The organism is Streptomyces violascens (genome assembly GCF_014649955.1).
In the GTDB taxonomy this organism is placed as follows: domain Bacteria; phylum Actinomycetota; class Actinomycetes; order Streptomycetales; family Streptomycetaceae; genus Streptomyces; species Streptomyces violascens.
Genome location: NZ_BMUA01000001.1, coordinates 825,652 through 850,691 on the forward strand (window position 1 = coordinate 825,652; position 25,040 = coordinate 850,691).

The window sequence follows — 25,040 nt, forward strand, 5'->3', positions numbered from 1 at the left end:
GATCGCGCCAGGGGGCGCGCTCCCCTGCCTCGACCAGCCGGGGCGGCCCCGGCGGTGTCGAACCAGTACTGCGTTCCTCACAGAACGTACACATAGCGGCGCCTGCGTGTGCGAGTGGGATTTGCTGGTCGTCCCCAGGTCCAGGGGCGGACAGGGGTGTTGAGCTGAGCGGTGGCCGGCTCGGTGGCGTGGGCGATGTCGTCGTGACCTCCATGCCGTCGCGGATCCGCAGGCCGCCGAAGACCCAGGTCTTCTCCGGGCCCCGGCCGTAGTCGAGTTCGGACTTGATCCGGTGTCCGTCCGGCGACCAGCCCGGTCCGGGTGCAAAGGTCCACGGGATCACCGGCTCGAGCTCGTCCGCGCAGATCACCGTCGCGTCGGGTGGCGGGGCGGCGTACAGGCCGATGATCCGCGTTCTTTTGGGACGAGGTCCGGGTCGGCCGAACTCTGCAAGAAGGCGATACACCGGACAGGCCGGGACCACCTCCATGGTGGACGCGCGCACTCCACCGACCAGAACTATGGTGTCCCACCACATACGCCGCTGACCTGCACGTTCCTACGGTATGGCGACACGAAGACGTCCCCGTCGAATGCCAGGAAGTGGTGCCGATGTCCTCCCCCGCAACCGCTCCCCCACCCGCCACCAACCTCAAGCGCATCGTCGCCGCCAGCCTGATTGGCACCACCATCGAGTGGTACGACTTCTTCCTGTACGGGTCGGCCGCCGCGCTCGTGTTCAACAAGCTGTTCTTCCCCGAGTCCTCGCCACTCGTCGGCACGCTGCTCTCCTTTCTCACGTACGCCGTGGGGTTCGCGGCGCGGCCGCTCGGGGCGCTCGTGTTCGGGCACTTCGGGGATCGGCTCGGCCGTAAGAAGCTGCTCGTGGTGAGCCTGCTCATGATGGGCGGGGCCACCTTCGGCATCGGCCTTCTGCCCACCCACGCCACGGTGGGGGCCGCGGCTCCCGTGCTGCTCACGGCGTTGCGGCTGGTGCAGGGGTTCGCGCTGGGCGGCGAGTGGGGCGGGGCCGTGCTGCTCGTGTCGGAGCACGGGGATGCCCGGCGGCGCGGGTTCTGGTCCTCGTGGCCCCAAACCGGCGCGCCCGCCGGGCAGTTGCTCGCCGCCGGTGTGCTCTCCGCGCTCACCGCACTGCTGAGCGACGACGCGTTCACGGCATGGGGCTGGCGCATACCGTTCCTGCTGTCCGGTGTGCTCGTCCTCGTCGGCCTGTGGATCCGGCTGTCAGTGGATGAATCGCCGGTGTTCAAGGCCGCGTTGGCGCAGGCCGAGGCCCGCAAGGCGGACAGCGTCACCGAAAAGCTGCCGCTCGTCGCGGTGCTGCGGGACCACTGGCGCGATGTCCTGGTCGCCGTGGGAGCCCGGATGGCGGAGAACATCAGCTACTACGTGATCACCGCCTTCATCCTGGTGTACGCGACCACCTCGGCCGGGATGGCCAAGCAGACGGCGCTCAACTCCGTACTCATCGCCTCCGCCGTGCACTTCGTGGTGATACCGGCGTGGGGCGCCCTTTCGGACCGGATCGGGCGCAGGCCGGTGTATCTGATCGGCGCCCTCGGCGTCGGCGCCTGGATGTTCCCGTTCTTCGCGCTGATCGACACCGGCAGCTTCGGAAACCTGATCCTCGCCGTCACTGTCGGCCTGGTCTTCCACGGGGCGATGTACGCGCCACAGGCGGCGTTCTTCTCGGAGATGTTCGCGACCCGGATGCGCTATTCGGGCGCTTCGATCGGTGCGCAGTTCTCCTCCGTGGCGGCCGGTGCGCCCGCGCCGCTGATCGCGACGGCGCTGCTCTCCGACTACGGCACGTCGACGCCGATCGCCCTGTACGTCATCGCGGCCGTACTGCTCACCGTGGTCGCCATCGGGTGTGCGAAGGAGACCCGGGAGCGGGATCTGGAGTGTGTGGACAGCGCCGCACAGGGTGTTCCCGCCACATCCGCACGCGGGGTGGATGCCCGAACTGCCTGACAAGGGAGGGGAATTGGGTGGAGTGGCAGTGTGGTGCCGCCCCACCCTTCACGGCGTCATGGCCGGCGCCGCCACATGGAGGCGCAGGGCGAGCTGGATTTCCAGGGCGCGGGCGGGCGTCTGCCAGTCGGGGCCCAGGAGGCGGCCGATCCGGTCCAGGCGCTGGGCCACCGTGTTCACATGGACGTGCAGACGCTCCTTGGTGCGAGCCGGGCTCATGCCGTTCGCGAAGTACGTGTCGAGGGTGCGGACCAGGTCGCTTCTGCGTTTCCTGTCGTACGCCACGACCGCGCCGATCGTCCGGTCGACGAACCCGCCGATGTCCCGGGTGTCCGCGAGCAGCAGGCCGAGGAAGCCGAGGTCCTGGGCCGCGGCCCCTTCACCGGAGCGGCCCAGCAGCCGCAGCGCCTCCAGGCAGCGGCGGGCCTCGGCGTACGCGGTGGCGACCGCGGAGGGTGTCACGGCGGGGGCCGCGACGGCGGCGGACGCGCCGACCGTGACGGGCTCGTGGAGGGCGCCGCTCAGCTGTTTCGCCGTCTGCCGGGCGACCTCGGCCGGGGTGTCGCCCGGGCCGAGCGGAAGGAGCAGCACCGTACCGCCGTCGCGGGTCGAGGCCAGGCCGTGCCGGGTCGCGGCCAGGTATGCGGCGGCGGAGCCGATGCGCCGGCGGTCCGCGGTGCGGCGGGCGGCGGTGCCCGGGTCGAGGCCGTCGATGCGGGCGGCGATCACCACGTGCGGGGCGTCGAGGTCGGCCCGCAGCCTGGTGGCGCGTTCGCTCAGCAGCCGGGGGTCGCGGCCCGGCGCGTCCAAGAGGTCGTCCAACAGCTCGCCCCGCACGCGTTGTTCGGCCTCGCCGGCCGAGCGCCGGTTGAGCAGCAGGAGCGAGGTGACCAGGGCGGCCCGTTCCAGGGTGCGCCGGTCGACGGGGTCGAGGCCCGGCTGGCCGTGCAGGACCAGCGCACCCAGGAGTTCACCTCCGGCCGACACTCCGGCGAGCCAGTCCTCGCCGTGGCGGATCGCGTGGCCGTCGGTGCCGCTGAGGCGCAGGACGGCGGTGTGTGCCGAGTCGGGGTCGGCGAACTCGACCATGCCGTCGAGGACTTCGGACACCGCGTCGGCCACGTCGTGGACTCCGCCGCCGCGCAGCACCAGTTCGGTGAGCCGGTCGTGGACCTCCGACGCCCGTTCGAGGACCGCGCTGTGGTCCCGGACGGTCTCGTTGGCCTTCTCCAACTCGGCCAGTGCGGACCGGGTTTCGGCCAGCAGGTTGGCGGTGTCGATGGCGACGGCGGCGTGCGCGGCGAAGGAGCCGAGCAGGGCGATCTCCTCACGTGCGAAGACCCGCGGGTGCCGGTCGGCCGCGAAGAGCACCCCGATGACGGTGCTGCCGAGCATGAGCGGCACCCCGAGAATGGCGACGAGTCCCTCGTCGCGTACGCCGGTGTCGATGGTGCTGGTGTGCTGGAAGCGTTCGTCGGCGAAGTAGCTGGAGGTGACGTAGGGGCGGGCGGTCTGCGCGACGAGCCCGCCGAGCCCCTCGCCCATGCCGAGGCGCAGCTGCTGAAAGCGGGCGGCCACGGAGCCTTCGGTGACCCGCATGTAAGTGTCGCCCGCTGCGGGGTCGTTGAGGCTGAGGTAGGCGACCTCCGTGCCGAGCAGCGAGCGGGCCCGCTGCACGATGGCGCGCAGTACGGCGTCCAGGTCGCGCAGGCCGGCGAGGTCGTGGGCGGTCTCGAACAGGGCGGACAGCTCGGCCTCGCGGCGTCTGCGCCCTTCGAGGTCGGCCCGTACGCGCAGGGCGAGCTGTTTCGCGGCCTCCAGGCCGGCGAGCGCCTCGGGTGGCGCGCCGTCGGCGCGGGCGAGGAGCGCCGGGCGGTCGTACGCCTCGGTGGGCGCGCCCCGGGCGAGGAGTGCCAGGTAGGAAACTTCGGGGTGGTCGTGGGGATGCGCTTGGTCGTGGGACATGGTCACAGGGATACCTGCCGGGTGGGCGGCCTCGCCAGGCCTGTGGACAACTCTTGAGGGGTGCAGAACAAGCGGGAGAACGGGCAGGCGCCGACGCTCAGTGTGCGGTCCAGCCGCCGTCCAGGGCCAGCGAAGTACCGGTGATGAAGGAGGCCTGCGGAGTGCAGAGATAGGCGACCGCTTCGGCGACCTCGTGCGGTTCGACGAGCCGCTTGAGTGCCGCGTCCTTGAGCAGCACCTCGGTGAGCACCTGCTCCTCGGGGATGCCGTGTGCCGCCGCCTGGTCGGCGATCTGCCGCTGCACCAAGGGCGTACGCACATATCCGGGGTTGACGCAGTTCGAGGTGACCCCGTGGGGGGCGCCTTCCAGGGCGGCGGTCTTGGAGAGGCCTTCGAGGCCATGTTTGGCGGACACATAGGCCGACTTGAAGGCGGAGGCCCGCAGACCATGTACCGACGACAGGTTGACGATGCGGCCCCACCCCTGCCCGTACATGTGGGGCAGCGCGCCCCGGATCAGCCGGAACGGGGCTTCCAGCATCACGGTGAGGACGGTGTGGAAGGCCTCGGGCGGGAACTCCTCGATGGGGCGCACCAGTTGGAGTCCGGCGTTGTTCACCAGGATGTCCGTTCCGGCGGCGGCCTGTTCGGCGGCGTCGAGGTCGGTCAGGTCGAGGACGACGGGTTCCACGGTGCCGTCGAGTCCGGCGCCCTGAGCAGCGAGCTCTTCGAGGCCTTCCGCGTCCCGGTCGACCGCCCTGACCTTGGCTCCGGCGGCGGCGAGCCGCACGGCGCAGGCCCGGCCGATGCCGCCCGCGGCGCCGGTGACGAGCACGGTGCGTCCGCCCAGGTCGACGGTGACGGAGTGCGGGAGGGCTGCGGGGGCGAGGGGCGGGGTCATGGTCTCGACCCTAGGCAGGCCGCCCCTCACCCACCCATGTGGTCAGCGCACATACTTCAGAGCCCAGTGCTGGGTTGGAACCATGTGGGGCTGTCCGACTGTGCCTGCTTGATGCGGAACAGCGCGAACTCGCTGAGCTTCGGCAGTGCGTCCATGGCGAACCAGCCCACTTCGAGGGACTCCTCGTCGTTGACGCGGGCCTCGCCTCCGGTGGCCCGGCAGCGGAAGGTGATGTCCATGAACTGGCATTGGTCGCCGTTGGGGTAGGTGATAGTGCTCTTGCCTGCCTCCACGAGCACCACCCGCTCGGCGACGCACCGTACGCCGGTTTCCTCGTACACCTCGCGCACGGCAGTGTGGGCGGGCTCCTCCCCCGGCTCGGGAATGCCGCCGATCGTCGACCACTTGCCGTTGTCCGCCCGGCGGCCGAGCAGGACCCGGCCCTCGTCGTCGAAGACGATCGCACTCACACCCGGCAGCAGGAGCAGCTGGTGCCCGGCGAGGGCCCGGATGTCTTGAATGAAGTCAGGAGTTGCCATGCTCCGACCCTAACGGCCGTCCGGATCCGGCCAGTCAGCTCCCGTTGCCTCGACGCCCCCGCACGGACCGGGTGATCGCCCAGGCCAGGCCCGCGGCGGCGGCCGCGACGAGCGCCCACTCGGGCAGCGTGCCCAGCTTGGTGGCAGGCGTCTGCGAGGAGCGCAGCGGCACCTTGGCGACGAGCGAGGCGGGGGTGAACATGGCGGTCTTCTGGACGACCTTGCCGTCGGGCATGATCACGGCGCTGACCCCGCTGGTGACCGGAACGGTGACGGTCCTGCTGTGCTCGACGGCCCGCACCCGGGACATGGCGAGCTGCTGGTAGGTCATCTCGCTGCGGTCGAAGGTGGCGTTGTTGCTCGGTACGGAGATCAGCTGGGCGCCCGAGGTGACGGTGTCGCGCACCGCCCAGTCGAAGGCGGCCTCGTAACAGGTGGCGATGCCGACCTTGGTGCCGGCCATGGTGAACAGGCCGGGCTTGGTGCCGCGGTTGAAGTCCTCGCGGACCATGGACGTGTAGCCGGGGGCGAAGGTGTTGATGAGTCCGCGCAGCGGGATGTACTCGCCGAACGGCTGGATCTGCCGCTTGTCGTACGTTGCGACGGGGCCCAGCTTGGGGTCCCACTGGACCTGCTCGTTGTAGAGCTTCGCGCCGTAGCCGCCGACGACCGCGCCGACCGAGATGGGGGCGCCTATGGCCTTGGCGGCCTGGTCGATGACGGCGCGGGCGTCGTCGTCGGCGAAGGGGTCGACGTCGGAGGAGTTCTCGGGCCACAGCACGAAGTCGGGCTGCGGCTCCTTGCCGGCCTTGACCCGGTCGGCGAGCCGCAGTGTCTCGCGTACGTGGTAGTCGAGCACGGCCCGGCGCTGGGAGTTGAAGTCGAGGCCGAGGCGGGGCACATTGCCCTGGATCACGGCGACGGTCGCGGTGCCGTCCTCGGCGGAGTCGCTGACCAGGCCGCGGGCGCCGAAGGACGCCGCGACCGGCACGACGACCGTGAGCAGTGCGGCCGCCGCCGCTCCCTTGCGGACACTGCCGGTGCTCCGGAGCCGCAGCGCCTGCCGTACGCATTCGTACAGGCCGAAACCGCACAGCACCACGGCGAAGCCGAGCACGGGCGTGCCGCCCAGGGCGGCAAGGGGCAGGAAGGTCCCGTCGGCCTGTCCGAAGGCGACCTTGCCCCAGGGGAAACCCCCGAACGGCGCGCGGGCGCGGGCCGCCTCGGCGACTACCCACAAGGTGGCGGACCACACAGGCCACAGCGGAAGCCTGGAGACCACCGCCATACCCGCCCCGGCCGCCCCGATGAACAGCGCCTCGATCGCGGCGAGCCCCAGCCAGGGCCCGGGGCCGACCTCCACCCCGGTCCATACGAGGAGCGGGAGCAGGAAGCCGAGGCCGAAGAGGTAGCCGAGGCCGAGGCCCGCCTTCCAGCTGCGGCCGCGCAGGAGCCGGCCGAGGACGGCGAACGCGGGCAGCGCCAGCCACCACAGGGGCCTCGGCGGGAAGCTCAGGTACAGGAGCACCCCAGCCAGCGCGGCCACGGCGGGCCGGGCGAGACGGTTCAGCAGTCCCCGCAGCCGCGAGGGCGCGGCAGGCTGCGGTCCGAGCTGTTCCGGCTCGGTTGTGGGGGTTTCGGTGGTGCTCACCCGGCGGAGTCTACGGCGGGTGGCTGTGTACCGGGGAGTCCGGTCTCGGAGCCTGTGGGGACTCCGTCAGGCCCGGACGGACTTCAGCACCGGGCTCTGCGGCATCCAGCCCGGGAGGTCAGGCCTCGGCGGCCTTCGTGGTGCCGAGGAGGCGCAGCCGGTCGCGGATGACGCGGACCGCCGCTTCGGCGTCGTCGACGGTGACGGTGAAGACGCGGCCGTCGCCGAGCTTGAGCGCCACGCCCTCACCGCGGCGTACCACGACGGCGGTGCCGATCTCGGGGCGCCAGCGGTAGCCCCAGCCGCCCCACTGGCGCGGGGTGACGCGGGGCACGAAGTCGGCTCCGACCACATGGTCGAGGGGGATCCTGCGGCGCGGCAGCCCGATGTGGCCGCAGCGCACTTCCAGGCAGTCGCCGTCGACCGTGACCGCCACGTGGACGAAGGCGAGGGTCCCGAAGAGCACGAGGAGCCCGGCCGCCAGACAGCCGACGACGGACATCAGGAGCGGCGCGATGCCGGACGTCCAGTTCGAGTCGACGGCCAGCTCGACGCCGAGCGCGATGCAGGCCGCTCCACCGGCCGCGAGCAGCCACTGGACACGGTTGGTCGCCCGGCCGGTCCAGACCTCTGGCGCCTGTTCGGCGGCACCGGATCCGTGCTGCGACTCGGGGGGCGTGGGGTACTCCGGGGACGGTTCCCTCATGAGTAGCAGCGTACTCAGGTTCCGCTGCCGTGGCACCGTGCAGCGCTCAGCGAGCGGGGCTGACGGCCTGGAGCAGGCGGCCTTCGGGGTAGGCGAGGGCGACATCGGGCAGGGCGCCGGTGCGGCCGCTGAGCAGCACCGTCAGGCCTCCGACCTGGGCCGCGTCCGGTGCGGGCATGATCCCGGCCCGGCGCAGGCCCTGGGCGGCCACGGCTTCGGCACTGCCGAAGAAGGTAAGCGGGCCGCCGTCCGGGCGCAGGGCCATACGGATACGTTCGGCGACCAGCTCGTAATGGGTGCAGCCCAGGACGACGGTCCTTACCTCGGGCGGCGTGAGGGCGGCGGCCACAGCGATGGCCCGGTCGATCGCGGCGTCGTCGGCGTGCTCCACGGCCTCGGCGAGGCCGGGGCACGGCACCCCCGTGACGGGGACGCCGTCGGCGAATTCACGGATCAGGCCGCGCTGGTAGGGGCTGCCGGTGGTGGCCGGGGTCGCCCAGATCGCGAAGGGCTCGCGGCCGGCCGCGGCGGGCTTGATCGCGGGAACGGTGCCGATCACCGGGATCTCGGGTTCCAGGGCTGCGCGGATCGCGGGCAGGGCGTGCACGGACGCGGTGTTGCAGGCGATGATCAGGGCGTCCGGCTCCAGGGCCGCGGCGGCCCTGGCCACGGCGAGGGCGCGCTCGGCGACGCCTTCGGGTGTGCGCGGGCCCCAGGGCATGCCGTCGGGGTCGTTCGAGATCACGAGTTCGGCGTCGGGCCGTAGCCGGCGTACCGCCGCGGCCGCGGCGAGCAGGCCGATTCCGGAGTCCATGAGCGCGATCTTCACCCGGTCACCATAGTCGACGGGCCCCGGCGGAAGGGGCCGAGGTCCCGTGTGGAGTACGGGATGTGGGGCAGACTGCGGCGGATGAGCGCCCTTGTATGGATCGCCTCGGTGTCCCTGGTCGTCTGGCTCTGGCTGCTGCTCGGGCAGGGCTTCTTCTGGCGCACCGACCAGCGGCTGCCGCCCCGAGCGGCACTCGAACATTGGCCGGATGTCGCGGTGGTGGTGCCGGCCCGCGACGAGGCGGAGGTGCTGCCTTCGAGCCTTCCCTCGCTGCTCGCGCAGGACTATCCCGGCCGAGCGGAGATCTTCCTGGTGGACGACGGGAGCTCGGACGGCACCGGCGAGCTCGCCCGTTCCCTCGCCGAGCGGTGCGGAGGTCTGCCGTTGTCGGTGGTGTCTCCGGGTGAGCCGGAGGCGGGCTGGACCGGCAAGCTGTGGGCGCTGCGCCATGGCATCGCGCTCGCGCGGGCGCGTGAGCCGGAGTACCTCCTGCTCACCGACGCCGACATCGCGCATGCGCCGGACAGCCTGCGGGAGCTGGTCGCCGCGGCCCGCGGCGGCGGCTTCGACCTGGTGTCGCAGATGGCCCGGTTGCGGGTGGCGAGCGGCTGGGAGCGGCTGATCGTCCCGGCGTTCGTGTACTTCTTCGCGCAGTTGTATCCGTTCCGCTGGATCAACGCCCGCAGGCCGCGTGCCACGGCCGCCGCCGGTGGTTGCGTGCTCCTCCGTACGGAGGCTGCCGTACGGGCCGGGATTCCGGACGCGGTGCGCCAGGCGGTGATCGACGACGTGTCCGTGGCGCGCGCGGTGCGCACGTCCGGCGGGCGGGTGTGGCTGGGCCTCGCGGACCGGGTCGACAGCGTGCGCCCCTATCCGCTCCTCGCCGACCTGTGGCGGATGGTCTCGCGCAGTGCGTACGCGCAGTTGCGGCACAACCCGCTGGTGCTGCTCGGCACCGTCGCGGGTCTGGCGCTGGTCTATCTGGCACCGCCGGTCACGTTCGCCGCGGGCCTGGCGGCCGGGAGTGCCGGGGCCGCGTGGGCGGGCGGTCTTGCCTGGCTGGTGATGACCGGAACGTATCTGCCGATGCTCCGCCACTACCGTCAGCCGCTCGCGCTGGCCCCGACCCTGCCGTTCACGGCGCTGCTCTACCTGCTGATGACGGTCGACTCGGCGGTGCAGCACTACCGGGGGCGGGGTGCGGCCTGGAAGGGCCGCACCTACGCCCGGCCCGAGGCCGCACCCGAGCAGCGGTGACGCGGGCTACTTGCGGCCGGGCGTCCAGTTCATGCCCCAGCCGTAGGCCTGGTCGATGGTGCGCTGCGGGCTGACGCCGCGCGCGGGCACCAGGTAACGGGCCTCGCGCTGGACGACCAGGTCGCCGTTGTTGTTGGTGATCAGGGCGAGCGCGCAGACCGTGGAGGGGACGGTGCATTCGTCGAGGAAGAACTCGATCGGCGCGCCGAACTGCGGCTGGAGGGTCACCGTGGCGTGCAGGTCGGCGAAGCTGCGGGCGCCCTCGTAGATGGTGACGAAGATCAGCAGGCGGCGGAACTTGTCCTTCTGGTCGAGGTTGACGGTGAGGTTCTCGCCCGATTCGACGGCGCCGGTACGGTCGTCACCGTCGAGGTGGATGTACGGGGGCTGGTGGAGCGCGCCGAAGGCGTTGCCCAGGGCCTGGACGACGCCCTTGCGGCCGTCGGAGAGCTCGTACAGGGCGCACAGGTCGAGGTCGAGATCGGAGTGGTTGGCTGCGGCGCGGCCCAACTTGGCGCCCCAGCCGCTGAATTGCTTGCGGCTCTGCCAGTTGAGGTTCACCCGCATCGCGCCCGAAGTGCCGCCCTGTTTGGCGAGCGAAACCCTGGGCGTGTCCTTCGTGAGGGTGACTTTGGAGAGGCGCACCGGTGACGGCGGCGTCAACGGCGGAGCGGTCGGGGGCGCCGGAATCCGGGCGGCCGGCTCGGGCCATACGGGCGACGGGGGCGGGGTGTAGGCGGCCTGGGCGGGAGGCGGCACCGGGGTGAAGGGCGCCTGCACGGGGGACGCGGCGGGCGGCTGCTGAGGCTTGTCGACGGTGATCCCGAAGTCCGTTGCCAGGCCTTCGAGTCCGCTGTCGTAGCCCTGGCCGACCGCGCGGAACTTCCAGGCTCCCTGGCGGCGGTAGAGCTCACCGAGGATGAACGCGGTCTCGACGGTGGCGTCCTGGCTGTCGAAGCGCGCGAGCTCTGCGCCGGTGGCCGCGTCCAGGACGCGGATGCCGAGGCCCGGGACGCGGCCGAAGGTTCCGCCGTCGGCGGAGGCGGCGACCACGACGCGCTCGACGGCCGGTTCCACCCGCGCGAGGTCGATGACCAGGGTGTCCGTCACGGTGTCGGGACCGGACCGCTTGCCTTCGTGGCGTACGGCGCCCGAGGAGTGGGTGGGCTGGTTGTAGAAGACGAAGTCGGCGTCCGAGCGGACCCGTCCTGCGGCCAGCAGGAGAGCCGAGGCATCCACGTCGGGGACACCGGGTCCCGACCGCCAGGCCAGTTCGACGCGTACCGAGTGCGCAGGCACCGGAACATTGGCTCCTTTAAGCATGGACATGCTCTCCCCCATCACTCGCCGCGGTGCCAAAAGATTTCTGCACCGTCAACCTAGTGCCCGGTCGGCCACCCGGCACCTCTCCCGTCCACCCGCCGGTAACCCCGGATGACCTTGCCCTTTACAGGATTCCAACGCCCCGGCGCGACCGATTTTCCCAAGTTCGCTCACATTGATGATGCCCAGCCACTCCGAACACGCGAAACAACCCTCTTATCGGGCTCCCCAACGACCACATCGTGGGCTTAACTTATGTGCCATGACCTCCCCCCGCTCCACCTATGGCGGCGGTTACTACTCCGCGCCGTTCTTCCCGGACACCCCCATCTACGACTCCCTCGTCGCAGAACGGGGTACGCCTCAGATCGCCCCGATCCGAGTGCCTTCCCTCTATGACACCGGCAGCAGTTACCTGCCGGCGCTTCCGTCGGCGCTGCCCGCGCTGCCGGCCGCCCCTTCGCAGCAGAGCCCCTCCTACGCCTCGTCGTACGGGTACCAGCAGCAGATGCCGCAGCCGACGCCGCTGCAGCACGCGCCCGCCCCGTACATCCCGCAGCAGACCTCGGCCCCGCGCGGCTATCAGGGGCAGCAGGCCGTGCCGCAGCGGCCGATGGGCACCGGGTACGAGGCCATGCGCCCCGCAGCGCCCCGGCCGGCGCCCGCGCCGTACGAGGATCCGTACAACCGGCCCTATCAGGGCACCGGGTACTGATCAAGGGCGGGACCGGCCGCCCGGACGCTTGTCCGAGGCGGCTGGCAGAATGTGTTTATGAGCAACGGACTTGATGCGGTTGTCCACGGGATGCGCATTCATCCCGTCAAGTCGGTCGGGGGATACGACACAGCGCAAGCGGCGGTCGAGCCATGGGGGCTCGCCGGGGACCGTCGCTGGATGCTGGTGGACACAGAGGGCACGGCCGTCACTCAACGCGAGCGGCCGGGCCTCGCCCTGAGCAGTGCCGCCACACTGCCGGGCGGAGGCGTGCGGCTTTCCGCGCCGGGGCGCGACGATCTGGTCGTCGAGCCGCCGGAGCCGATCGCCGCCGTGGGCGTCACGCTCTTCGGCAACAAGTTCAAGGCGGTGACCGCCGCCGACGAGGCCCACGCGTGGTTCAGCGCCTATCTGGGCACCGAGGTGCGGCTCATGCACCTGGACGATCCGGCGCGCCGCAGGACGATCAACCCCAAGTACGCGCCGAACGGCGAGACGGTCAGCTTCGCCGACGGATACCCGCTCCAGATCGCCACGCGCGCCTCGCTCGACGCCCTCAACGCGCTGATCGCACAAGGTGGCCACCCCGCCGAGGGCCCCCTGCCGATGAACCGGTTCCGGCCCAACGTCGTCATCGACGGCACCGAGGCATGGGCCGAGGACACCTGGTCACGGATATCGATCGGCGAGGTCACCTTTCGGGTGGCGAAGCCCTGCGGGCGCTGCGTCATCACCACCACCGACCAGGCCACCGCGGAGCGCGGCAAGGAGCCGCTGCGCACCCTGGCCCGGCACCGCCGGATCGGCCGCTCGCTGGCGTTCGGCGTCCTGGTGATCCCGGAGGACACCGGCATCATCCGCATCGGTGACGCGCTGAAGGTGCTCGCATAGCTCTGCGCCACGCGGGAACTCCTGTGGGTAGCAGAGGCGTTGGACAGGGCAAGCCGGGTGGATCAGATCCCTGTTCGTGCCACCCGCGCGCAGGCCGGCCCGCCGGGGCGGCATGAAGCGGAAGGGGGTGCGTGGCGCGTGCGAGCCATTACGGGAGTGTGGCGCTGGCGGCACAATCCGCTGCGCCGCCGCACCGACTTCGCGGAGGCCTGGCTGGCGCTCGTGGCCCTGGTGCTCATGGTGTTCGCCGCGCCGGCGGTGGGGGTGCTCTGCGGTTCCCTCACGGATACGAGCCTGCGCCAGGCGGTCACCGAGCAGCGCCGGCACCGGCATGTGACCTCGGCGGTGGTGGTGCGCCGGGCCGAGCAGCACGCGCCGGTCTCCGAGCCCGACGGTTCGATGGGCCGCGCCATCCGCACCCGTGTGGTCGCCAACTGGACTGCGTACGACGGCAGTTCACACAGCGGGACGCTGGCCTCGCCGCTCAAGGCGCCCGCTCCCGGCGCCACTTTCCGGATATGGACCGACGACCGCGGGCGTCCGGCGCCCCGTCCGATGGCACTGTCCGCGGCCGACACGCATGCCGTGTTCTCGGGGATCTGCGCGGCCGCGGCGGCCGCCGGACTCGTCGAGGGCGTACGGCGGTTGATCGTATGGCGGCTGATACGCCGGCGGTACGAGCGACTGGACCGGGCGTGGGCCCGGTACGGTCCGGACTGGGGCCGTACCGGCGCAGGCAGCTGACCGGTCAACTCACCGGCCCCGCGCGCGCTACGGTGGACCATCAGTCGCACAAACCAGGTCACGGTCGAGGTGTGTGCGAGGTCGTACGCACGAGGTGGGGGCACGGCAGCACCATGGCTCAGGGCACGGTCCAGGTGACGCACACGGGCACGTCGAGGTGGCGCCGCCGCACGGGTGAGTACGCCTCTCTGGCCGCGGCCCTGGAGGCCGCGGGCGACGGCGACGTCCTGACCGTCGCCCCGGGCACCTACCGGGAGAATCTGGTGCTGCGCCATTCGGTGACGCTGCGCGGCCCCGAGGGTGCGGTCGGTTCGGTCCGGATCGCGCCGGCCGACGGTGTGGCACTGACCGTGCGCGCCTCGGCGACCCTGCGGGACCTGTATCTGGAGGGCCAGGACGCGGCGGCGCCCGCGCTGCTCGTGGAGGACGGTGCGCCCGAGCTCGTCGATCTGCGGGTGGTGACGCGCTCCGCGGTGGGCATCGAGGTCCGCGGCGGGGCACGGCCCACGGTGCGGCGCTGCACGGTGGACAACCCGGGCGGCGTCGGCATCGGTGTGTTCGACGGTGCGGGCGGGGTGTTCGAGGAGTGCGAGGTCGTCGCGGCCGGCCAGTCCGGGGTCTCGGTGCACAGCGGCGGCCACCCCCGCCTCGAACGCTGCCGGGTGCACCACTCCAGCGGCGCCGGGCTCGCCGTCAGCGGCGAGGGCAGCGGTCTCGAGGCGCTCGGCTGCGAGGTGTACGAGATCAAGGGCGCCGGGGTGCAGATCGCCTCGCGCGCCTCGGCCCACCTGACCGACTGTACGGTGCACCGGACTTCGGCCGACGGCATCACCCTGGACACGGACGCGGTGCTCACACTCGCCGACTGCGACATTCACGACATCCCGGAGAACGCGGTCGATCTGCGTTCGCGCTCGGTGCTCACGCTGACCCGCACCAAGGTCCGCCGCTTCGGGCGCAACGGCCTGTCGGTGTGGGACCCGGGCACGCGGGTGGACGCCAACCAGTGCGAGATCCACGACAGTACGGGCGACTATCCGGCGGTGTGGGTCAGCGACGGAGCCACCGCGGTCCTGGAGGGCTGCCGCGTCCATGACGTACCGGACGCGATCTTCGTGCTCGACCGGGGCTCGCGCGCCGACGTCGTCGACAGTGATCTCACCCAGGTCCGCAACACCGCGGTGTCGGTGAGCGACGGCGCCACCGCGCAGCTCGACGACTGCCGGATCAGGGAGGCGTCCACCGGCGCCTGGTTCCGTGACCACGGCAGCGGCGGCACGCTCGCGGGCTGCACCATCGACGGCGCGCAGACCGGCGTCATCGTCACCAAGGGCGCCGATCCGCGCATCGAGCGCGTCACGGTCACCTCGCCCGCCGAGGCCGGGTTCTACGTGTCCGCCGAGGGCCGGGGCACCTTCCACGGCTGTCGGGTGACCGGCAGCGGCGGCTTCGGCTTCCATGTCATCGACGGCTGCCGTACGACGCTGACGCGCTGCCGCACCGAGCGGTGCGCGCGCGGCGGTTATGAGTTCTCGGAGGACGGCGCGGTCGTCGAGGACTGCACCAGCGACGAGAGCGGCGCCAAGGCGGGCGCGGCCGAGCCGCCCGCGGTGCTGAGCGCGACGCAGACCATGGGGCTGCTCTCGGCCGTACCCGGCCCGCGCGCCGTCGAGTCCCCGGCGGCGGAGCAGTTGACCGAGCCCGCGCGCACGTCGGGCGCGGTGCTCGGCGAGCTGGACACGTTGGTGGGTCTGGAGAGCGTCAAGCGCGAGGTGCGGGCGCTCACCGACATGATCGAGGTCGGCCGCAGGCGGCAGCAGGCCGGACTCAAGGCGGCCTCGGTCCGCCGCCATCTGGTCTTCACGGGCTCCCCCGGCACCGGAAAGACCACGGTGGCGCGCCTGTACGGGGAGATCCTGGCATCCCTCGGCGTCCTGGAGCGCGGCCATCTCGTCGAGGTGTCGCGCGTCGACCTGGTCGGCGAGCACATCGGGTCCACCGCGATCCGCACCCAGGAGGCCTTCGACCGGGCGCGCGGCGGGGTGCTGTTCATCGACGAGGCGTACGCCCTGTCCCCCGAGGACTCGGGCCGGGACTTCGGCCGTGAGGCCATCGACACGCTGGTGAAGCTGATGGAGGACCACCGTGAGGCGGTGGTGGTCATCGTCGCCGGATACACGGCGGAGATGGAGCGCTTCCTGAGCGTCAACCCCGGTGTGGCGTCCCGGTTCTCACGGACCATCAGGTTCTCGGACTACTCCCCGGAGGAGCTGCTTCGCATCGTGGAGCAGCAGGCCGACGAGCACGAGTACCGGCTCGGCTCCGGCACCGCGGAGTGCCTCCTGAAGTACTTCACGGTGCTGCCCAGGGGCGCGGCGTTCGGCAACGGGCGCACCGCGCGCCAGACGTTCGAGTCGATGGTGGAGCGGCACGCGGGCCGGGTCGCCCAGCTGGCCGAGGCCAGCACCGACGACCTGACCCTGCTCTATCCGGACGATCTGCCCGAACTTCCCTGATCCGCCCGCTGGTTCGGCACCCCGCTCGCCAGCTCGGCCAGGAGCAGGGCCCGTTCGCGGCCGAAGGCGGGGTCGGCCTGGTAGTCGGAGTGCCCCAGTATCGGCGCGGGCAGCGGGTGTTCGCGGGTGCGGCCGTAGGCGAGCGGGTCGAGCAGCGGTCCCCTGTCGACGTCGCCGCCGGTCAGGACGGGGCCGCCGATGGGGTCGGTGGTGCGCCACAGGTTCCTCCAGCAGTGCACCTCCTGGTGGAGCGCCTGGAGCGGCGCGGGGCCGAAGTAGGTGGGGAACCAGCGTCCGTAGAGCCGCTCGACGGGGCAGCCGTAGGTGAGCAGGGCGACCCGGCGCCGGGTGGCTGCGGGCAGTTGCCAGACGGCGGCCGCGGCGAGCACGCTGCCCTGCGAGTGGCCGGAGATCACGAGACGGCCGCCGGTCCGTTCGGTCCAGGTGTTCATCCGCCAGGCGAGGTCGGGCACGGCCCGCTCCGCGTAGCAGGGCGGCGCGAAGGGGTGTGCGGCGCGCGGCCAGAACGTGCCGACGTCCCACAGGATGCCGACGGTGCGGCGGGCCGCCGCGTCCTTGTAGGCGCGCCGGCCCCAGGTGACGAAGAGCAGGAAGCCGAAGCCCGTGCACCAGGAGCCGAGCGACTGGGCCGCGTCGGCGGCGAACGCGATGGGCGTGGCCGCCCGGTCGGCCGCCTGCTCCGGCACTTCGCTGGTCCACCACGCGCCGACCAGGGCCGCGGCGCCGAGCAGCAGGGACGCGCCGGAGACGATGCCGAGGAAGACGGGGGCGTGGTCGGTGAGCCCGGCCATCGCGCGCGCTCTGGCGATCTGGCGGGTGCGGGCGGTGTCGGGCTGTTCGGTGGGATAGTCGGCCATGACGCGCGGGGCATCGGCACGGGCGGTGCGCCAGGTGCGTACGGCGAAGAACAGCACGACGGGGATCAACAGGGCCAGCAGGGCGGGGATCACCGAAGCCTGCCACGTCAGCAGCGCGGGCGGCCCGTTGAAGGACGCCCGGTGGATGGCCCCGTGGTCCACCCAGTCGGCGACGCGCTGGGCGACACCGCCCGTCATCACGCCGCCGAGCGCGCAGGCGAGCATGGCGACGGCGGGGCCGCCGAGTCCGCACAGGGCGGTGCGCTCCCCTGGCGCCCGCCGTCGCAGGTGCCGGGCCACGGCCGCCAGGGCGGTGATCAACACGCCCTGGGCGAAGGCGAGGAAGCCGAAGGAGCGGTCGCCGGGCAGGGTGCCGGAGGAGACCCAGTCGGCACGGTCCCAGGCCGCATACACCACGGCGAGCGCGAGCAGGGCGAGTGAGGAGACGGGCAGCCAGGCGGTGACGGCCCGGTCGAGCTGCTCGTCAAGACGCGTTTCGGTACGCCCCCTGCGGCACACGACCCACACCACAACCACCCCTGCCACTGCGAGAGTTGACTCCAGAAGCAGGCCCAGCGTCTCGAAGACGGCGCTGGTGGCGGCGCGGTCGTAACGCGCCGCGGCGGCCGTGACGCCCGCGGCGGTGGTCAGGAACCCGGCGGCGGTGTGGGCGGCGCGGAGCCGGGCCACCAGACGCCTGCCGTACCAGAATCCGGGGCTGCTGAAGGCGGGCTTGACGGCCTCGACGTGGTCGTCTGCGGGCTCGGCGTTCAGCGGCTGCTGGGATTCGTACGCGCTCCAGGTGCGGTTGGAGAGGTACCAGAGCAGGAAGGTCAGGCCCGCGGGCGCGAGTGCCGCGAGGGCGAGGCGGCGGCCCGGCTGGGACCACCAGCCGTGGTGGGCGACGGAGGTGAAGCCCAGCCAGTACCAGGAGCGCGAGCAGGGGGCCGAGCCCGCGCACTGCCAGGCGGTGAGGTCGAGCGCGACCTCGCAGGCGGCGGCGACCAGGAGCACGGTGAGGCTGAGCGCGATGAGCCGCACCAGGACCCCGTACAGCCGGACCGCCCAGTGTGGTTCCTTGGCGGGCGGCCGCATCCAGTGCGCGAGGTTGATCACCATGAACGGCAGCAGGAGCAGCCACAGGGCGCGGGCGCTGTTGCCGGAGGTCAGGTTGCACCAGACGTACGCCTCGGGCACCGGGCGGTCGCGGTAGCGCTCGGGGTGCGCCTCGGCGTCGGTGTCCTCGGCGCGGCGGTAGATGGCCGCCGTGTCGTCGCCCGTGACGCACACGGTGCGGGGGGCGTCGAGCATCTTCTGCGGTGTGGTGCCCCCGACGCCGTGGACAAGGAGTTCGAGGGCGGGCCCGCCGCTCTCGACTGCTGGGGCACCGGCCTGGGCGGCGGGTGTGGCACGGGACACTTCTGCGACTCGCTCTCGTGATGGCAGGATCGGCGACGCGAAGGGCACGGACATTCAGGATCTCGGATCCGGGTGCCCCGGCGCAGTGCTCTCACGGAATCTCCCCGTGACAGGATGGGGTGTCCGTAGCCGGGGGTGCAGATGTGCCCGGCGAGTGTGTTCGACAATGTGGAAGGGGCCGGCCCGGCAGTGAGCGACCACCAGAATCTGCTCGCGGAGCAGCGTCGTGCGCTGATCCTCGATGAGGTCAGACGGCGTGGCGGAGTCCGGGTCAACGAGCTCACCCGGAAACTCAACGTCTCCGACATGACGGTCCGCCGGGATCTGGACGCGCTGGCGCGCCAGGGCGTGATCGAGAAGGTGCACGGCGGGGCCGTGCCCGTCGCGGAGGCCACGGCGCACGAGCCGGGCTTCGAGGCGAAGTCGACCCTCGAGCTGAGCGCCAAGCAGGACATCGCGCGGGAGGCGGCCAGGATGGCCGTGCCCGGCAGCGCGATCGCGCTGGCAGGCGGCACGACGGCGTACGCGCTCGCACAGGAGCTGGTGGACGTTCCGGAGCTGACGGTGGTGACCAACTCGGTGCAGGTCGCCGATGTGTTCCATGCCGCGCAGCGCTCGCCCGCGGGATCCGGGCCGCGTCCGGGGGCCGCGACCGTGGTCCTGACGGGCGGGGTGCGCACGCTCTCCGACACCCTGGTGGGGCCGGTCGCCGACGCGGCGATCCGTTCGCTGCACTTCGATGTGCTGTTCATCGGGGTGCACGGCATCTCGGTGGAGGCCGGGCTCTCCACGCCCAACCTCGCGGAGGCGGAGACCAATCGCCGGTTCGTGCACTCGGCACGGCGGGTCGTGGTGATCGCGGACCACACCAAGTGGGGCACGGTGGGGCTCAGTTCGTTCGCCTCGCTCGACCAGGTCGACTCGCTCGTGACGGACTCGGGCCTGTCGGACCGGTCCCGCGAGGAGATGACCGAGCACCTGCGAGACCTCGTGGTGGCCGGGGAGACCCCCGACAACGGTGGCGAGAACGGCGACTTGGCAGACATCTGACGGTCTGCCAGTTATGGTGTGCGGGCTTCCGCGCCGGGTCCGTACGGATGCCGGTGCGGGTCTACCCGCAAGGATTCTCGCTCTCCCGACCGCCAGGAGGTACGCGTCATGGCTCGCCGACTCAGGTCCGTGGAACTCGACTTCGCCGAGTCGGCGCCGGTACGGCTGGCATTCACGGCCCGCCTCTCGGCGGAGCCCGCGGCCGTCTACCGCGCGCTCGCCGACGAGGTGTCCGACACGCCGACCTGGTTCTCCTCCGTCGCCGCGGCCCGGCCCCTGGACGGCGGGGCCGGGCGCGAGATCAGGCTGCGGGGCGGGGTGTTCTTCCGCGAGACGATCATGGCGAGGGACCCGGGCGAGCGCTACGCCTACCGGATCGACGAGACCAACGCCCCGGGTGTGACCGCCCTGTTGGAGAACTGGCGGCTCACTCCGGACGGCTCCGGAACCACCGTGCGGTGGACGATGGCGAGCGACGGACCGGCGCTGTTCCGCCTGGCGATGCGGGCGGCACGGCCGGGCATCGGCCAGTCCTTCAAGGGCGCGATGCGCAACCTGGGCCGTCGGCTTGCGGCCGCGCCGAAGGCCTGACCTCCATCGACCGGCCTTGTCTCAGTGGCCGGTGACGGATCGCCAGATGTCGTCCAGGGTGTCCGGGGTGAGACCCTCGTCGGACCGGGCGGCGACGAATCCGTCCGGACGGACGAGCAGCGCGCCCTGCGGGGGCAGTCCGACCAGGCCGGGCCAGACGCCTTCGCCGTCGCGCAGAACCCCCTCTCCCGACGCCAAGTCGCCTTCCCTGCTCCGTATATGATGCACCGTCACCGGAAGCGTCTTGGCTGCATCGGCCCAGGCCGCGTCCGCTTCGGCGTCCCCGCCGGTGAGCAGGGTGAAGCCCGGACCGCACAGGTCCAGGGTGGACAGGCGGCTGCCGTCGCGGTCGAGCCAGAGGTGCGGGACACGGGTGCCGGCCTGGCCCGCGAGCAGGTCGACCGTGTCCCCGGCCGGGGCGCCGTGGACGGCGGCGGACGCGTACCGGTAGCGGGTCATGATCTCGCCGGTGCCCAGCTGGCGGTCCAGCGCCTCGGCGTTCTGCGGGGTGCGGATGCCGTACCGGGCGAGGAACTCGGTGCGCAGCCAGGCCTGTTCGGCGACGAGCAGTCCGCGCGGGCGCCGCTCGGGCTCGTAGGTGTCCAGGAGTGCGGCCGGCGCTTCCGCGCGCAGGACGGCGGCCAGCTTCCAGGCCAGGTTGTGCACGTCGGCGATGCCGGTGTTGGCACCGAAGCCGCCCCAGGGGGCGTGCCGGTGGGCCGCGTCGCCGGCCAGGAAGACCCTGCCTCCGCGGTAGGCGTCGGCGACCGCGGTACCGGTGTCCCACGCGGCGCGGGCGAGCAGGTCGATACGGAGCTCGGGGTCGTCCGCGCCGATGGCGGTGCGCAGCAGGGCGAGACACCGCTCGTCGGGGTAGTCGCGCGGGCTCTCGCGCTCGGGGTCGTAGGCGAGGTGGAAGGACCATTCGTCGGTGTTGTTCTTGGCCAGGAACAGGCCGGACACCTCGGGACCGGTGATCTCGCACTGGCTGAAGGTGCGGTCGCGCACCAGCTCGGTGAGGTCGGCGCGGAAGTAGAGGTTGAGGTAGTGGTGGGTGGCGGGGCGGGTGGTGCTGGTGATGCCCAGGGCGGTGCGGATCGGGCTGCCGGCGCCGTCGGCGGCCAGGAGGTAGTCGGCGTACATGGTGGTCGTGCGGCCCGTTGACCGGTCCGTGAGGGTGGCGGTGACGCGGTCGTCGTCCTGGGTGAACGCGGTCAGCTCGGTGCCGAAGCGGATGTCGCCGCCGCGCTGTTCGGCCAGTTCGCGCAGGACCGGTTCGAGGAGCACCTGGGGGCAGAAGCAGAAGGAGCAGGGGCTTTCGTCGGCGCCGACCATGGCGCCGGTGGCGAAGACGTGGCGCAGGTCGAGCGCCTCGGAGCCGGCGATGCTCCGGCCCCTGCGCGCGCCGCCGAACCTGCCCATTTTGAGGGCGGACGCGCTCGCGGCCTGTACGGCGTCCTCGACGCCGAGCTGCCGGAAGATCTCCACGGCGCGGGTGTGCATGCCGCGCGAGCGGGGCAGCACCGTCGGCTCGGTGTTGCGCTCCACGAGGACGTGGTCGACCCCGTGGTGGTCCAGGCACAGGGCGGCGGTCAGGCCCACCAGTCCCCCGCCGACGATCAGTACAGATGGCATGACAGCTCCCCGTGTTCCCCGTGCCGTTCAGTGGATCTTTCCCACCGTAGACAGCGAAGTCACCGTCGGGGGCAAACTGCGGGTCAACGCTGGGGCGGGCTCAACGCGGCGTCCGAGGGCGGCAGTTGGGGTGGCCGAAAACAGGGGCCCGTTCAGTCCCCCTCGCGCGCCGGGACCACCGCGACCGGGCACTCCGCGTGGTGCAGCACCGCGTGGGCCACGGAGCCCATCAGGAGGGAGCCCGGCTTCAGGCGGCGGCGGTGGCGGCCGACCACGATCAGCGCCGCGGAGGCCGAGGCGTCGACGAGGTGGCCCGCGGCGTCGGCGGGCGCGATCACGGCGTCCACCTCGACGTCGGGGAAGCGCTCCTCGAAGGGGTGCAGCCGCTCGGCCTGGTCGCGCCGCACGTCCCGCTCGGCGGGTTCGTACTGATCGACGTCGAGTCTCCCCGGCGGGAACTCGCCCGCGACCATCAGGGCGGCCGGGGGCGGCGCCGGGTAGGCCGAGAGCACCTGGAGCGGCACGTTCCGCGCCCGGGCCTCGACGAAGGCGAAGTCGATCACTTCGTCCACGGTGTCGCCGAGATTGAGCCCGAGCACGACCCGGCCCGCCGTCCGCTCGTCCTCGCCCGTGCGGGCCAGCGGCGGCACGACCACCACGGGGCAGGGCGCCCGGGTGGCGACGGCCAGGCTGTTGGAGCCGAGCAGCAGGCTGGCGAAGCCGCCGCGGCCGCGCGAGCCCATCACCAGCATCCGCGCCTCGGCGCCCAAGGCGTGCAGCGCGTCGGCCACTTCGCCCTCGAGGGAGTCGAACCGCACCGAGGGCAGTCCGTCGCGGCCCGAGAGCGCGGCGCGGACCCGGTCGGTGACCGGGTCGTTCAGCGCCGGGCCCGGGCCGAGGGTGGACCGGCGGGCCGCCCAGAGCTGTGTGGCGTCGGGCAGGACATGCGCGATGACCAGGTCGGCGGCCAGCCTGCGGGCGGTCGGAATGGCCCATTCCAGGGCTCGCAGACTGTGGTCGGATCCGTCGACGGCGACAACTACCGGGCGCGTGTCCATGACGTCACCCTGGCACGCGGCGCGGGGTCCCGCACGGGCAGAAGGTCCCGTTCCGGACAGCTCAGCGGGCCGGCCAGACCCCGGTCTCCAGGAAGGTGTCGAGCGTCTCGGCGTACGGGGTGATGTCGAGGCCCTGCTCGGCGAGCCAGCCGTCCGAGTAGTACTTGTCGAGGTAGCGGTCGCCCGGGTCGCAGAGCAGGGTGACGATGCTGCCGGTGCGGCCCTCGGCGACCATCTCCGCGACGATCCGCAGCGCGCTCCACAGCCCGGTGCCGGTGGAGCCGCCCGCCTTGCGGCCGATCGCCTTCTCCAGTGCGCGTACGGCCGCGACGCTCGCCGCGTCCGGCACCTTCATCATCCGGTCGATGGCGCCGGGCACGAAGCTCGGCTCCATGCGGGGCCGGCCGATGCCCTCGATGCGCGAGCCGCAGTCGCTGGAGGCGAGCGGGTCGCCCTGGGTCCAGCCGTCGAAGAAGCAGGAGTTCTCCGGGTCGGGGACGCAGATCATGGTGTCGTGCTGCATGTAGTGCACATAGCGCGCGATGGTGGCCGAGGTGCCGCCGGTGCCGGCCGTGGCGACGATCCAGGCGGGCTCGGGGTAGCGCTCCAACTTCAGCTGCTGGTAGATCGATTCGGCGATGTTGTTGTTGCCGCGCCAGTCGGTGGCCCGCTCCGCGTAGGTGAACTGGTCCATGTAGTGGCCGCCGGTCTCGGCGGCCAGCACCGCGGACTCCTCGTACATCTTCATCGAGTCGTCGACGAAGTGACACTGGCCGCCGTGGAATTCGATCAGGCGGCACTTCTCGGCGCTGGTGGTGCGCGGCATCACGGCGATGAACGGGACGCCGATCAGCTTGGCGAAATATGCCTCGGAGACGGCGGTGGAGCCGCTGGACGCCTCGATGACCGGCTTGCCCGGCCGGATCCAGCCATTGCACAGGCCGTACAGGAACAGCGAGCGGGCGAGGCGGTGCTTGAGACTGCCGGTGGGATGCGTCGACTCGTCCTTGAGGTAGAGGTCGATGCCCCAGGCCTCGGGGAGGGGAAAGCGCAGGAGATGGGTGTCGGCGGAGCGGTTGGCATCGGCCTGGACCTTGCGCACGGCCTCCTTCAGCCAGGCGCGGTACTCCGGATCGCTGCGGTCCACATCGATGGTTTCCATGCCACTCCTCGTCGTGTCTGCGTGCCGCCCCCACACTTGACAATACCCCTCTCACCTGCACAAACGTTCCCTTTGGGGATCCATAGGAGTGGCTTGTGGGGCGCCTGGTGGCCGTTGTCCGACGCTGGCCCGGACCCGATCCTCCGCGCGCCCTGGTGCGTAGGCTCGTCGTTGTGCAGACTGCCCACCAGGAACGATGCGAAGGGGGCCGGACGGTCATGGCGGAACCCGAGTTCAGTGCGAAGGGCGTACGGATCGAGCGGTGGACCCGTTCGCTGACCCGGGCGGGCCAGGTGCTGATCAAGGACGGCCGGCTCGCCCTGCTCACCAGCAACGGGCGGGAGATCGACAGCGCGCCCGTCGATGCGGTCAGCGCGGCGCGCCCCAGGCTGCCCTGGCTCGCCAAGGAGGACCGCACGGTGGCGCGGCTGAACGGCACCCGTTACCGCTTGACGATGGGCGAGGAACCTGGCCGTTCGCGCGGCCCCGATCTGACCCAGCGGTTCCTGCAGGCCATCCGGCAGACGACGCACGGCGCGCACGGCTGAAACGCATGGGGCCCTGGGTGGAGTTGCGGAGTGAGAACCCTTGGGCCACCCTGGTGTCACATCACTGAGGGTTTACCGGCGGTGACGCTCTGGGCAGGCCGCCGGACCAGATAGCAACTTCCGGACCTCATTCGGGGAGTCGCAACCGTGATCAGCCAGCCAAGCAGGCAGTGCACGGTGGAGCTCCAAGCCCTGCCGTCGCGGATCGGACAGGTCCGCAGAATCGTATCGGCGCAGTTGCGCTACTGGCATCTGGACCCGTTGATAGACGAGGCGGCGCTCGGTGTCACCGAGTTGCTCACCAATGTTCACCGGCATGCCGAGCCGGACAAGATGTGCACCGTGGAGATCGAGCTGCTGCTCGACCGGCTCACCATCTCCGTCCACGACCACGATCCGACGCTCCCCGCCCTGCGGGACTCCGACGCGCTCGCCACCAACGGCCGCGGTCTCGCCCTGATAGCGGCGGTCAGCGACAGCTGGGGAGTGCGCCCGGAAGGCGAGTCCGGCAAGGCCGTGTGGTTCACGCTCGCCACGCCCTCCCCCGCCGTGGCCCTGCCGCCGTACCCGCTGTACGCGACGACGTCCGGCACTCCCTTCACTCAGGCGCGGCCCTCGCGCGCGGCGCGCGGACGGGCCGCCGCCCGGTCGCGCATCGCGGGCTGAC

Annotated in this window: 21 protein-coding genes; 10 read left to right on the top strand and 11 right to left on the bottom strand. The window is 71.8% G+C overall.

Features of this window, described 5'->3' with window-relative positions:
• Nucleotides 1–612 precede the first annotated feature (612 nt).
• A complete protein-coding gene (locus IE206_RS03855; RefSeq protein WP_189960429.1) occupies nucleotides 613–1,995 on the top strand; it encodes an MFS transporter in 1,383 nt (460 codons plus the stop codon).
• Nucleotides 1,996–2,043: 48 nt separating this feature from the next.
• On the opposite strand, the gene IE206_RS03860 is transcribed toward IE206_RS03855, so the two are convergent.
• The 6 genes from IE206_RS03860 to IE206_RS03885 all read right to left on the bottom strand — a co-directional run bounded on the left by IE206_RS03860 (nucleotide 2,044) and on the right by IE206_RS03885 (nucleotide 8,586).
• Nucleotides 2,044–3,960, bottom strand: a complete 1,917-nt coding sequence (locus IE206_RS03860; RefSeq protein WP_189960430.1) for a helix-turn-helix domain-containing protein — start codon at nucleotides 3,958–3,960, stop codon at nucleotides 2,044–2,046.
• 97 nt (nucleotides 3,961–4,057) lie between these two features.
• Nucleotides 4,058–4,861, bottom strand: a complete 804-nt coding sequence (locus IE206_RS03865; protein ID WP_189960431.1) for a 3-hydroxybutyrate dehydrogenase — start codon at nucleotides 4,859–4,861, stop codon at nucleotides 4,058–4,060.
• 56 nt (nucleotides 4,862–4,917) lie between these two features.
• The gene (locus IE206_RS03870) at nucleotides 4,918–5,400 is read right to left on the bottom strand and encodes an NUDIX hydrolase (protein WP_189960432.1); all 483 of its coding nucleotides are present in this window, start codon (nucleotides 5,398–5,400) and stop codon (nucleotides 4,918–4,920) included.
• Between the two features lie 34 nt (nucleotides 5,401–5,434).
• Nucleotides 5,435–7,051, bottom strand: a complete 1,617-nt coding sequence (lnt, locus tag IE206_RS03875; protein WP_189960433.1) for an apolipoprotein N-acyltransferase — start codon at nucleotides 7,049–7,051, stop codon at nucleotides 5,435–5,437.
• Nucleotides 7,052–7,169: 118 nt separating this feature from the next.
• Nucleotides 7,170–7,757, bottom strand: a complete 588-nt coding sequence (locus IE206_RS03880; protein WP_189960434.1) for a hypothetical protein — start codon at nucleotides 7,755–7,757, stop codon at nucleotides 7,170–7,172.
• A gap of 46 nt (nucleotides 7,758–7,803) precedes the next feature.
• Nucleotides 7,804–8,586, bottom strand: a complete 783-nt coding sequence (locus IE206_RS03885) for a glutamate racemase (RefSeq protein ID WP_189960435.1) — start codon at nucleotides 8,584–8,586, stop codon at nucleotides 7,804–7,806.
• 81 nt (nucleotides 8,587–8,667) lie between these two features.
• Between IE206_RS03885 and IE206_RS03890 the strand changes: the two genes are divergently transcribed.
• Nucleotides 8,668–9,843, top strand: a complete 1,176-nt coding sequence (locus IE206_RS03890) for a glycosyltransferase (RefSeq protein ID WP_189960436.1) — start codon at nucleotides 8,668–8,670, stop codon at nucleotides 9,841–9,843.
• 6 nt (nucleotides 9,844–9,849) lie between these two features.
• Here the strand turns inward: IE206_RS03890 and IE206_RS03895 are convergent, their stop codons facing one another.
• Nucleotides 9,850–11,184: a TerD family protein gene (locus IE206_RS03895; RefSeq protein WP_189960437.1), complete on the bottom strand. Its 1,335-nt coding sequence runs from the start codon at nucleotides 11,182–11,184 to the stop codon at nucleotides 9,850–9,852.
• 244 nt (nucleotides 11,185–11,428) lie between these two features.
• On the opposite strand from IE206_RS03895, the gene IE206_RS03900 reads away from it, so the two are divergent.
• From IE206_RS03900 to IE206_RS03915, 4 genes are all read left to right on the top strand, one after another.
• Nucleotides 11,429–11,881 (top strand): DUF6643 family protein, encoded by a 453-nt coding sequence (locus IE206_RS03900; RefSeq protein WP_189960438.1) that lies wholly within the window; start codon nucleotides 11,429–11,431, stop codon nucleotides 11,879–11,881.
• A 57-nt stretch (nucleotides 11,882–11,938) separates the two neighbouring features.
• Nucleotides 11,939–12,772 carry an MOSC domain-containing protein gene (locus IE206_RS03905; RefSeq protein WP_189960439.1) on the top strand — a complete coding sequence of 278 codons (834 nt, stop codon included), beginning with the start codon at nucleotides 11,939–11,941 and terminating at the stop codon, nucleotides 12,770–12,772.
• 138 nt (nucleotides 12,773–12,910) lie between these two features.
• Nucleotides 12,911–13,516: an Rv1733c family protein gene (locus tag IE206_RS03910; protein WP_189960440.1), complete on the top strand. Its 606-nt coding sequence runs from the start codon at nucleotides 12,911–12,913 to the stop codon at nucleotides 13,514–13,516.
• 113 nt (nucleotides 13,517–13,629) lie between these two features.
• A complete protein-coding gene (locus IE206_RS03915) occupies nucleotides 13,630–16,032 on the top strand; it encodes a right-handed parallel beta-helix repeat-containing protein (protein WP_189960441.1) in 2,403 nt (800 codons plus the stop codon).
• Here the strand turns inward: IE206_RS03915 and IE206_RS03920 are convergent.
• The gene (locus tag IE206_RS03920; RefSeq protein WP_373300856.1) at nucleotides 16,002–18,383 is read right to left on the bottom strand and encodes a hypothetical protein; all 2,382 of its coding nucleotides are present in this window, start codon (nucleotides 18,381–18,383) and stop codon (nucleotides 16,002–16,004) included. The two genes, IE206_RS03915 and IE206_RS03920, sit on opposite strands and share 31 nt — an antisense overlap.
• A 135-nt stretch (nucleotides 18,384–18,518) precedes the next feature.
• On the opposite strand from IE206_RS03920, the gene IE206_RS03925 reads away from it, so the two are divergent.
• Together IE206_RS03925 and IE206_RS03930 are read left to right on the top strand one after the other, a co-directional pair.
• Nucleotides 18,519–19,379, top strand: a complete 861-nt coding sequence (locus tag IE206_RS03925) for a DeoR/GlpR family DNA-binding transcription regulator (protein WP_189960443.1) — start codon at nucleotides 18,519–18,521, stop codon at nucleotides 19,377–19,379.
• A 108-nt stretch (nucleotides 19,380–19,487) separates the two neighbouring features.
• Complete coding sequence (locus IE206_RS03930; RefSeq protein ID WP_189960444.1) at nucleotides 19,488–19,970, top strand: SRPBCC family protein; 483 nt, start codon at nucleotides 19,488–19,490, stop codon at nucleotides 19,968–19,970.
• 21 nt (nucleotides 19,971–19,991) lie between these two features.
• On the opposite strand, the gene IE206_RS03935 is transcribed toward IE206_RS03930, so the two are convergent.
• From IE206_RS03935 to cds1, 3 genes are all read right to left on the bottom strand, one after another.
• Nucleotides 19,992–21,605: an FAD-dependent monooxygenase gene (locus IE206_RS03935; RefSeq protein WP_189960445.1), complete on the bottom strand. Its 1,614-nt coding sequence runs from the start codon at nucleotides 21,603–21,605 to the stop codon at nucleotides 19,992–19,994.
• 152 nt (nucleotides 21,606–21,757) lie between these two features.
• Nucleotides 21,758–22,663, bottom strand: a complete 906-nt coding sequence (locus IE206_RS03940) for a universal stress protein (RefSeq protein WP_189960446.1) — start codon at nucleotides 22,661–22,663, stop codon at nucleotides 21,758–21,760.
• A gap of 61 nt (nucleotides 22,664–22,724) precedes the next feature.
• Complete coding sequence (cds1, locus tag IE206_RS03945; protein ID WP_189960447.1) at nucleotides 22,725–23,825, bottom strand: L-cysteine desulfhydrase Cds1; 1,101 nt, start codon at nucleotides 23,823–23,825, stop codon at nucleotides 22,725–22,727.
• A gap of 218 nt (nucleotides 23,826–24,043) precedes the next feature.
• Between cds1 and IE206_RS03950 the strand changes: the two genes are divergently transcribed.
• Together IE206_RS03950 and IE206_RS03955 are read left to right on the top strand one after the other, a co-directional pair.
• Nucleotides 24,044–24,373: a hypothetical protein gene (locus IE206_RS03950; protein ID WP_189960448.1), complete on the top strand. Its 330-nt coding sequence runs from the start codon at nucleotides 24,044–24,046 to the stop codon at nucleotides 24,371–24,373.
• Nucleotides 24,374–24,520: 147 nt separating this feature from the next.
• Complete coding sequence (locus tag IE206_RS03955; RefSeq protein ID WP_189960449.1) at nucleotides 24,521–25,039, top strand: ATP-binding protein; 519 nt, start codon at nucleotides 24,521–24,523, stop codon at nucleotides 25,037–25,039.
• The last annotated feature ends 1 nt before the right edge of the window (nucleotide 25,040 follow it).

Excerpts from the sequence above, each read along its gene's own strand:
- IE206_RS03940 (WP_189960446.1), bottom strand. The coding sequence starts at position 22,663 with ATGGACACGCGCCCGGTAGTTGTCGCCGTCGACGGATCCGACCACAGT.
- IE206_RS03890 (WP_189960436.1), top strand. The coding sequence starts at position 8,668 with ATGAGCGCCCTTGTATGGATCGCCTCGGTGTCCCTGGTCGTCTGGCTC.
- IE206_RS03915 (WP_189960441.1), top strand. The coding sequence starts at position 13,630 with ATGGCTCAGGGCACGGTCCAGGTGACGCACACGGGCACGTCGAGGTGG.
- IE206_RS03855 (WP_189960429.1), top strand. The coding sequence starts at position 613 with ATGTCCTCCCCCGCAACCGCTCCCCCACCCGCCACCAACCTCAAGCGC.
- IE206_RS03905 (WP_189960439.1), top strand. The coding sequence starts at position 11,939 with ATGAGCAACGGACTTGATGCGGTTGTCCACGGGATGCGCATTCATCCC.
- IE206_RS03865 (WP_189960431.1), bottom strand. The coding sequence starts at position 4,861 with ATGACCCCGCCCCTCGCCCCCGCAGCCCTCCCGCACTCCGTCACCGTC.
- IE206_RS03870 (WP_189960432.1), bottom strand. The coding sequence starts at position 5,400 with ATGGCAACTCCTGACTTCATTCAAGACATCCGGGCCCTCGCCGGGCAC.
- IE206_RS03930 (WP_189960444.1), top strand. The coding sequence starts at position 19,488 with ATGGCTCGCCGACTCAGGTCCGTGGAACTCGACTTCGCCGAGTCGGCG.
- cds1 (WP_189960447.1), bottom strand. The coding sequence starts at position 23,825 with ATGGAAACCATCGATGTGGACCGCAGCGATCCGGAGTACCGCGCCTGG.
- IE206_RS03860 (WP_189960430.1), bottom strand. The coding sequence starts at position 3,960 with ATGTCCCACGACCAAGCGCATCCCCACGACCACCCCGAAGTTTCCTAC.
- IE206_RS03900 (WP_189960438.1), top strand. The coding sequence starts at position 11,429 with ATGACCTCCCCCCGCTCCACCTATGGCGGCGGTTACTACTCCGCGCCG.
- IE206_RS03895 (WP_189960437.1), bottom strand. The coding sequence starts at position 11,184 with ATGGGGGAGAGCATGTCCATGCTTAAAGGAGCCAATGTTCCGGTGCCT.
- IE206_RS03950 (WP_189960448.1), top strand. The coding sequence starts at position 24,044 with ATGGCGGAACCCGAGTTCAGTGCGAAGGGCGTACGGATCGAGCGGTGG.
- IE206_RS03935 (WP_189960445.1), bottom strand. The coding sequence starts at position 21,605 with ATGCCATCTGTACTGATCGTCGGCGGGGGACTGGTGGGCCTGACCGCC.
- IE206_RS03880 (WP_189960434.1), bottom strand. The coding sequence starts at position 7,757 with ATGAGGGAACCGTCCCCGGAGTACCCCACGCCCCCCGAGTCGCAGCAC.
- IE206_RS03920 (WP_373300856.1), bottom strand. The coding sequence starts at position 18,383 with ATGTCCGTGCCCTTCGCGTCGCCGATCCTGCCATCACGAGAGCGAGTC.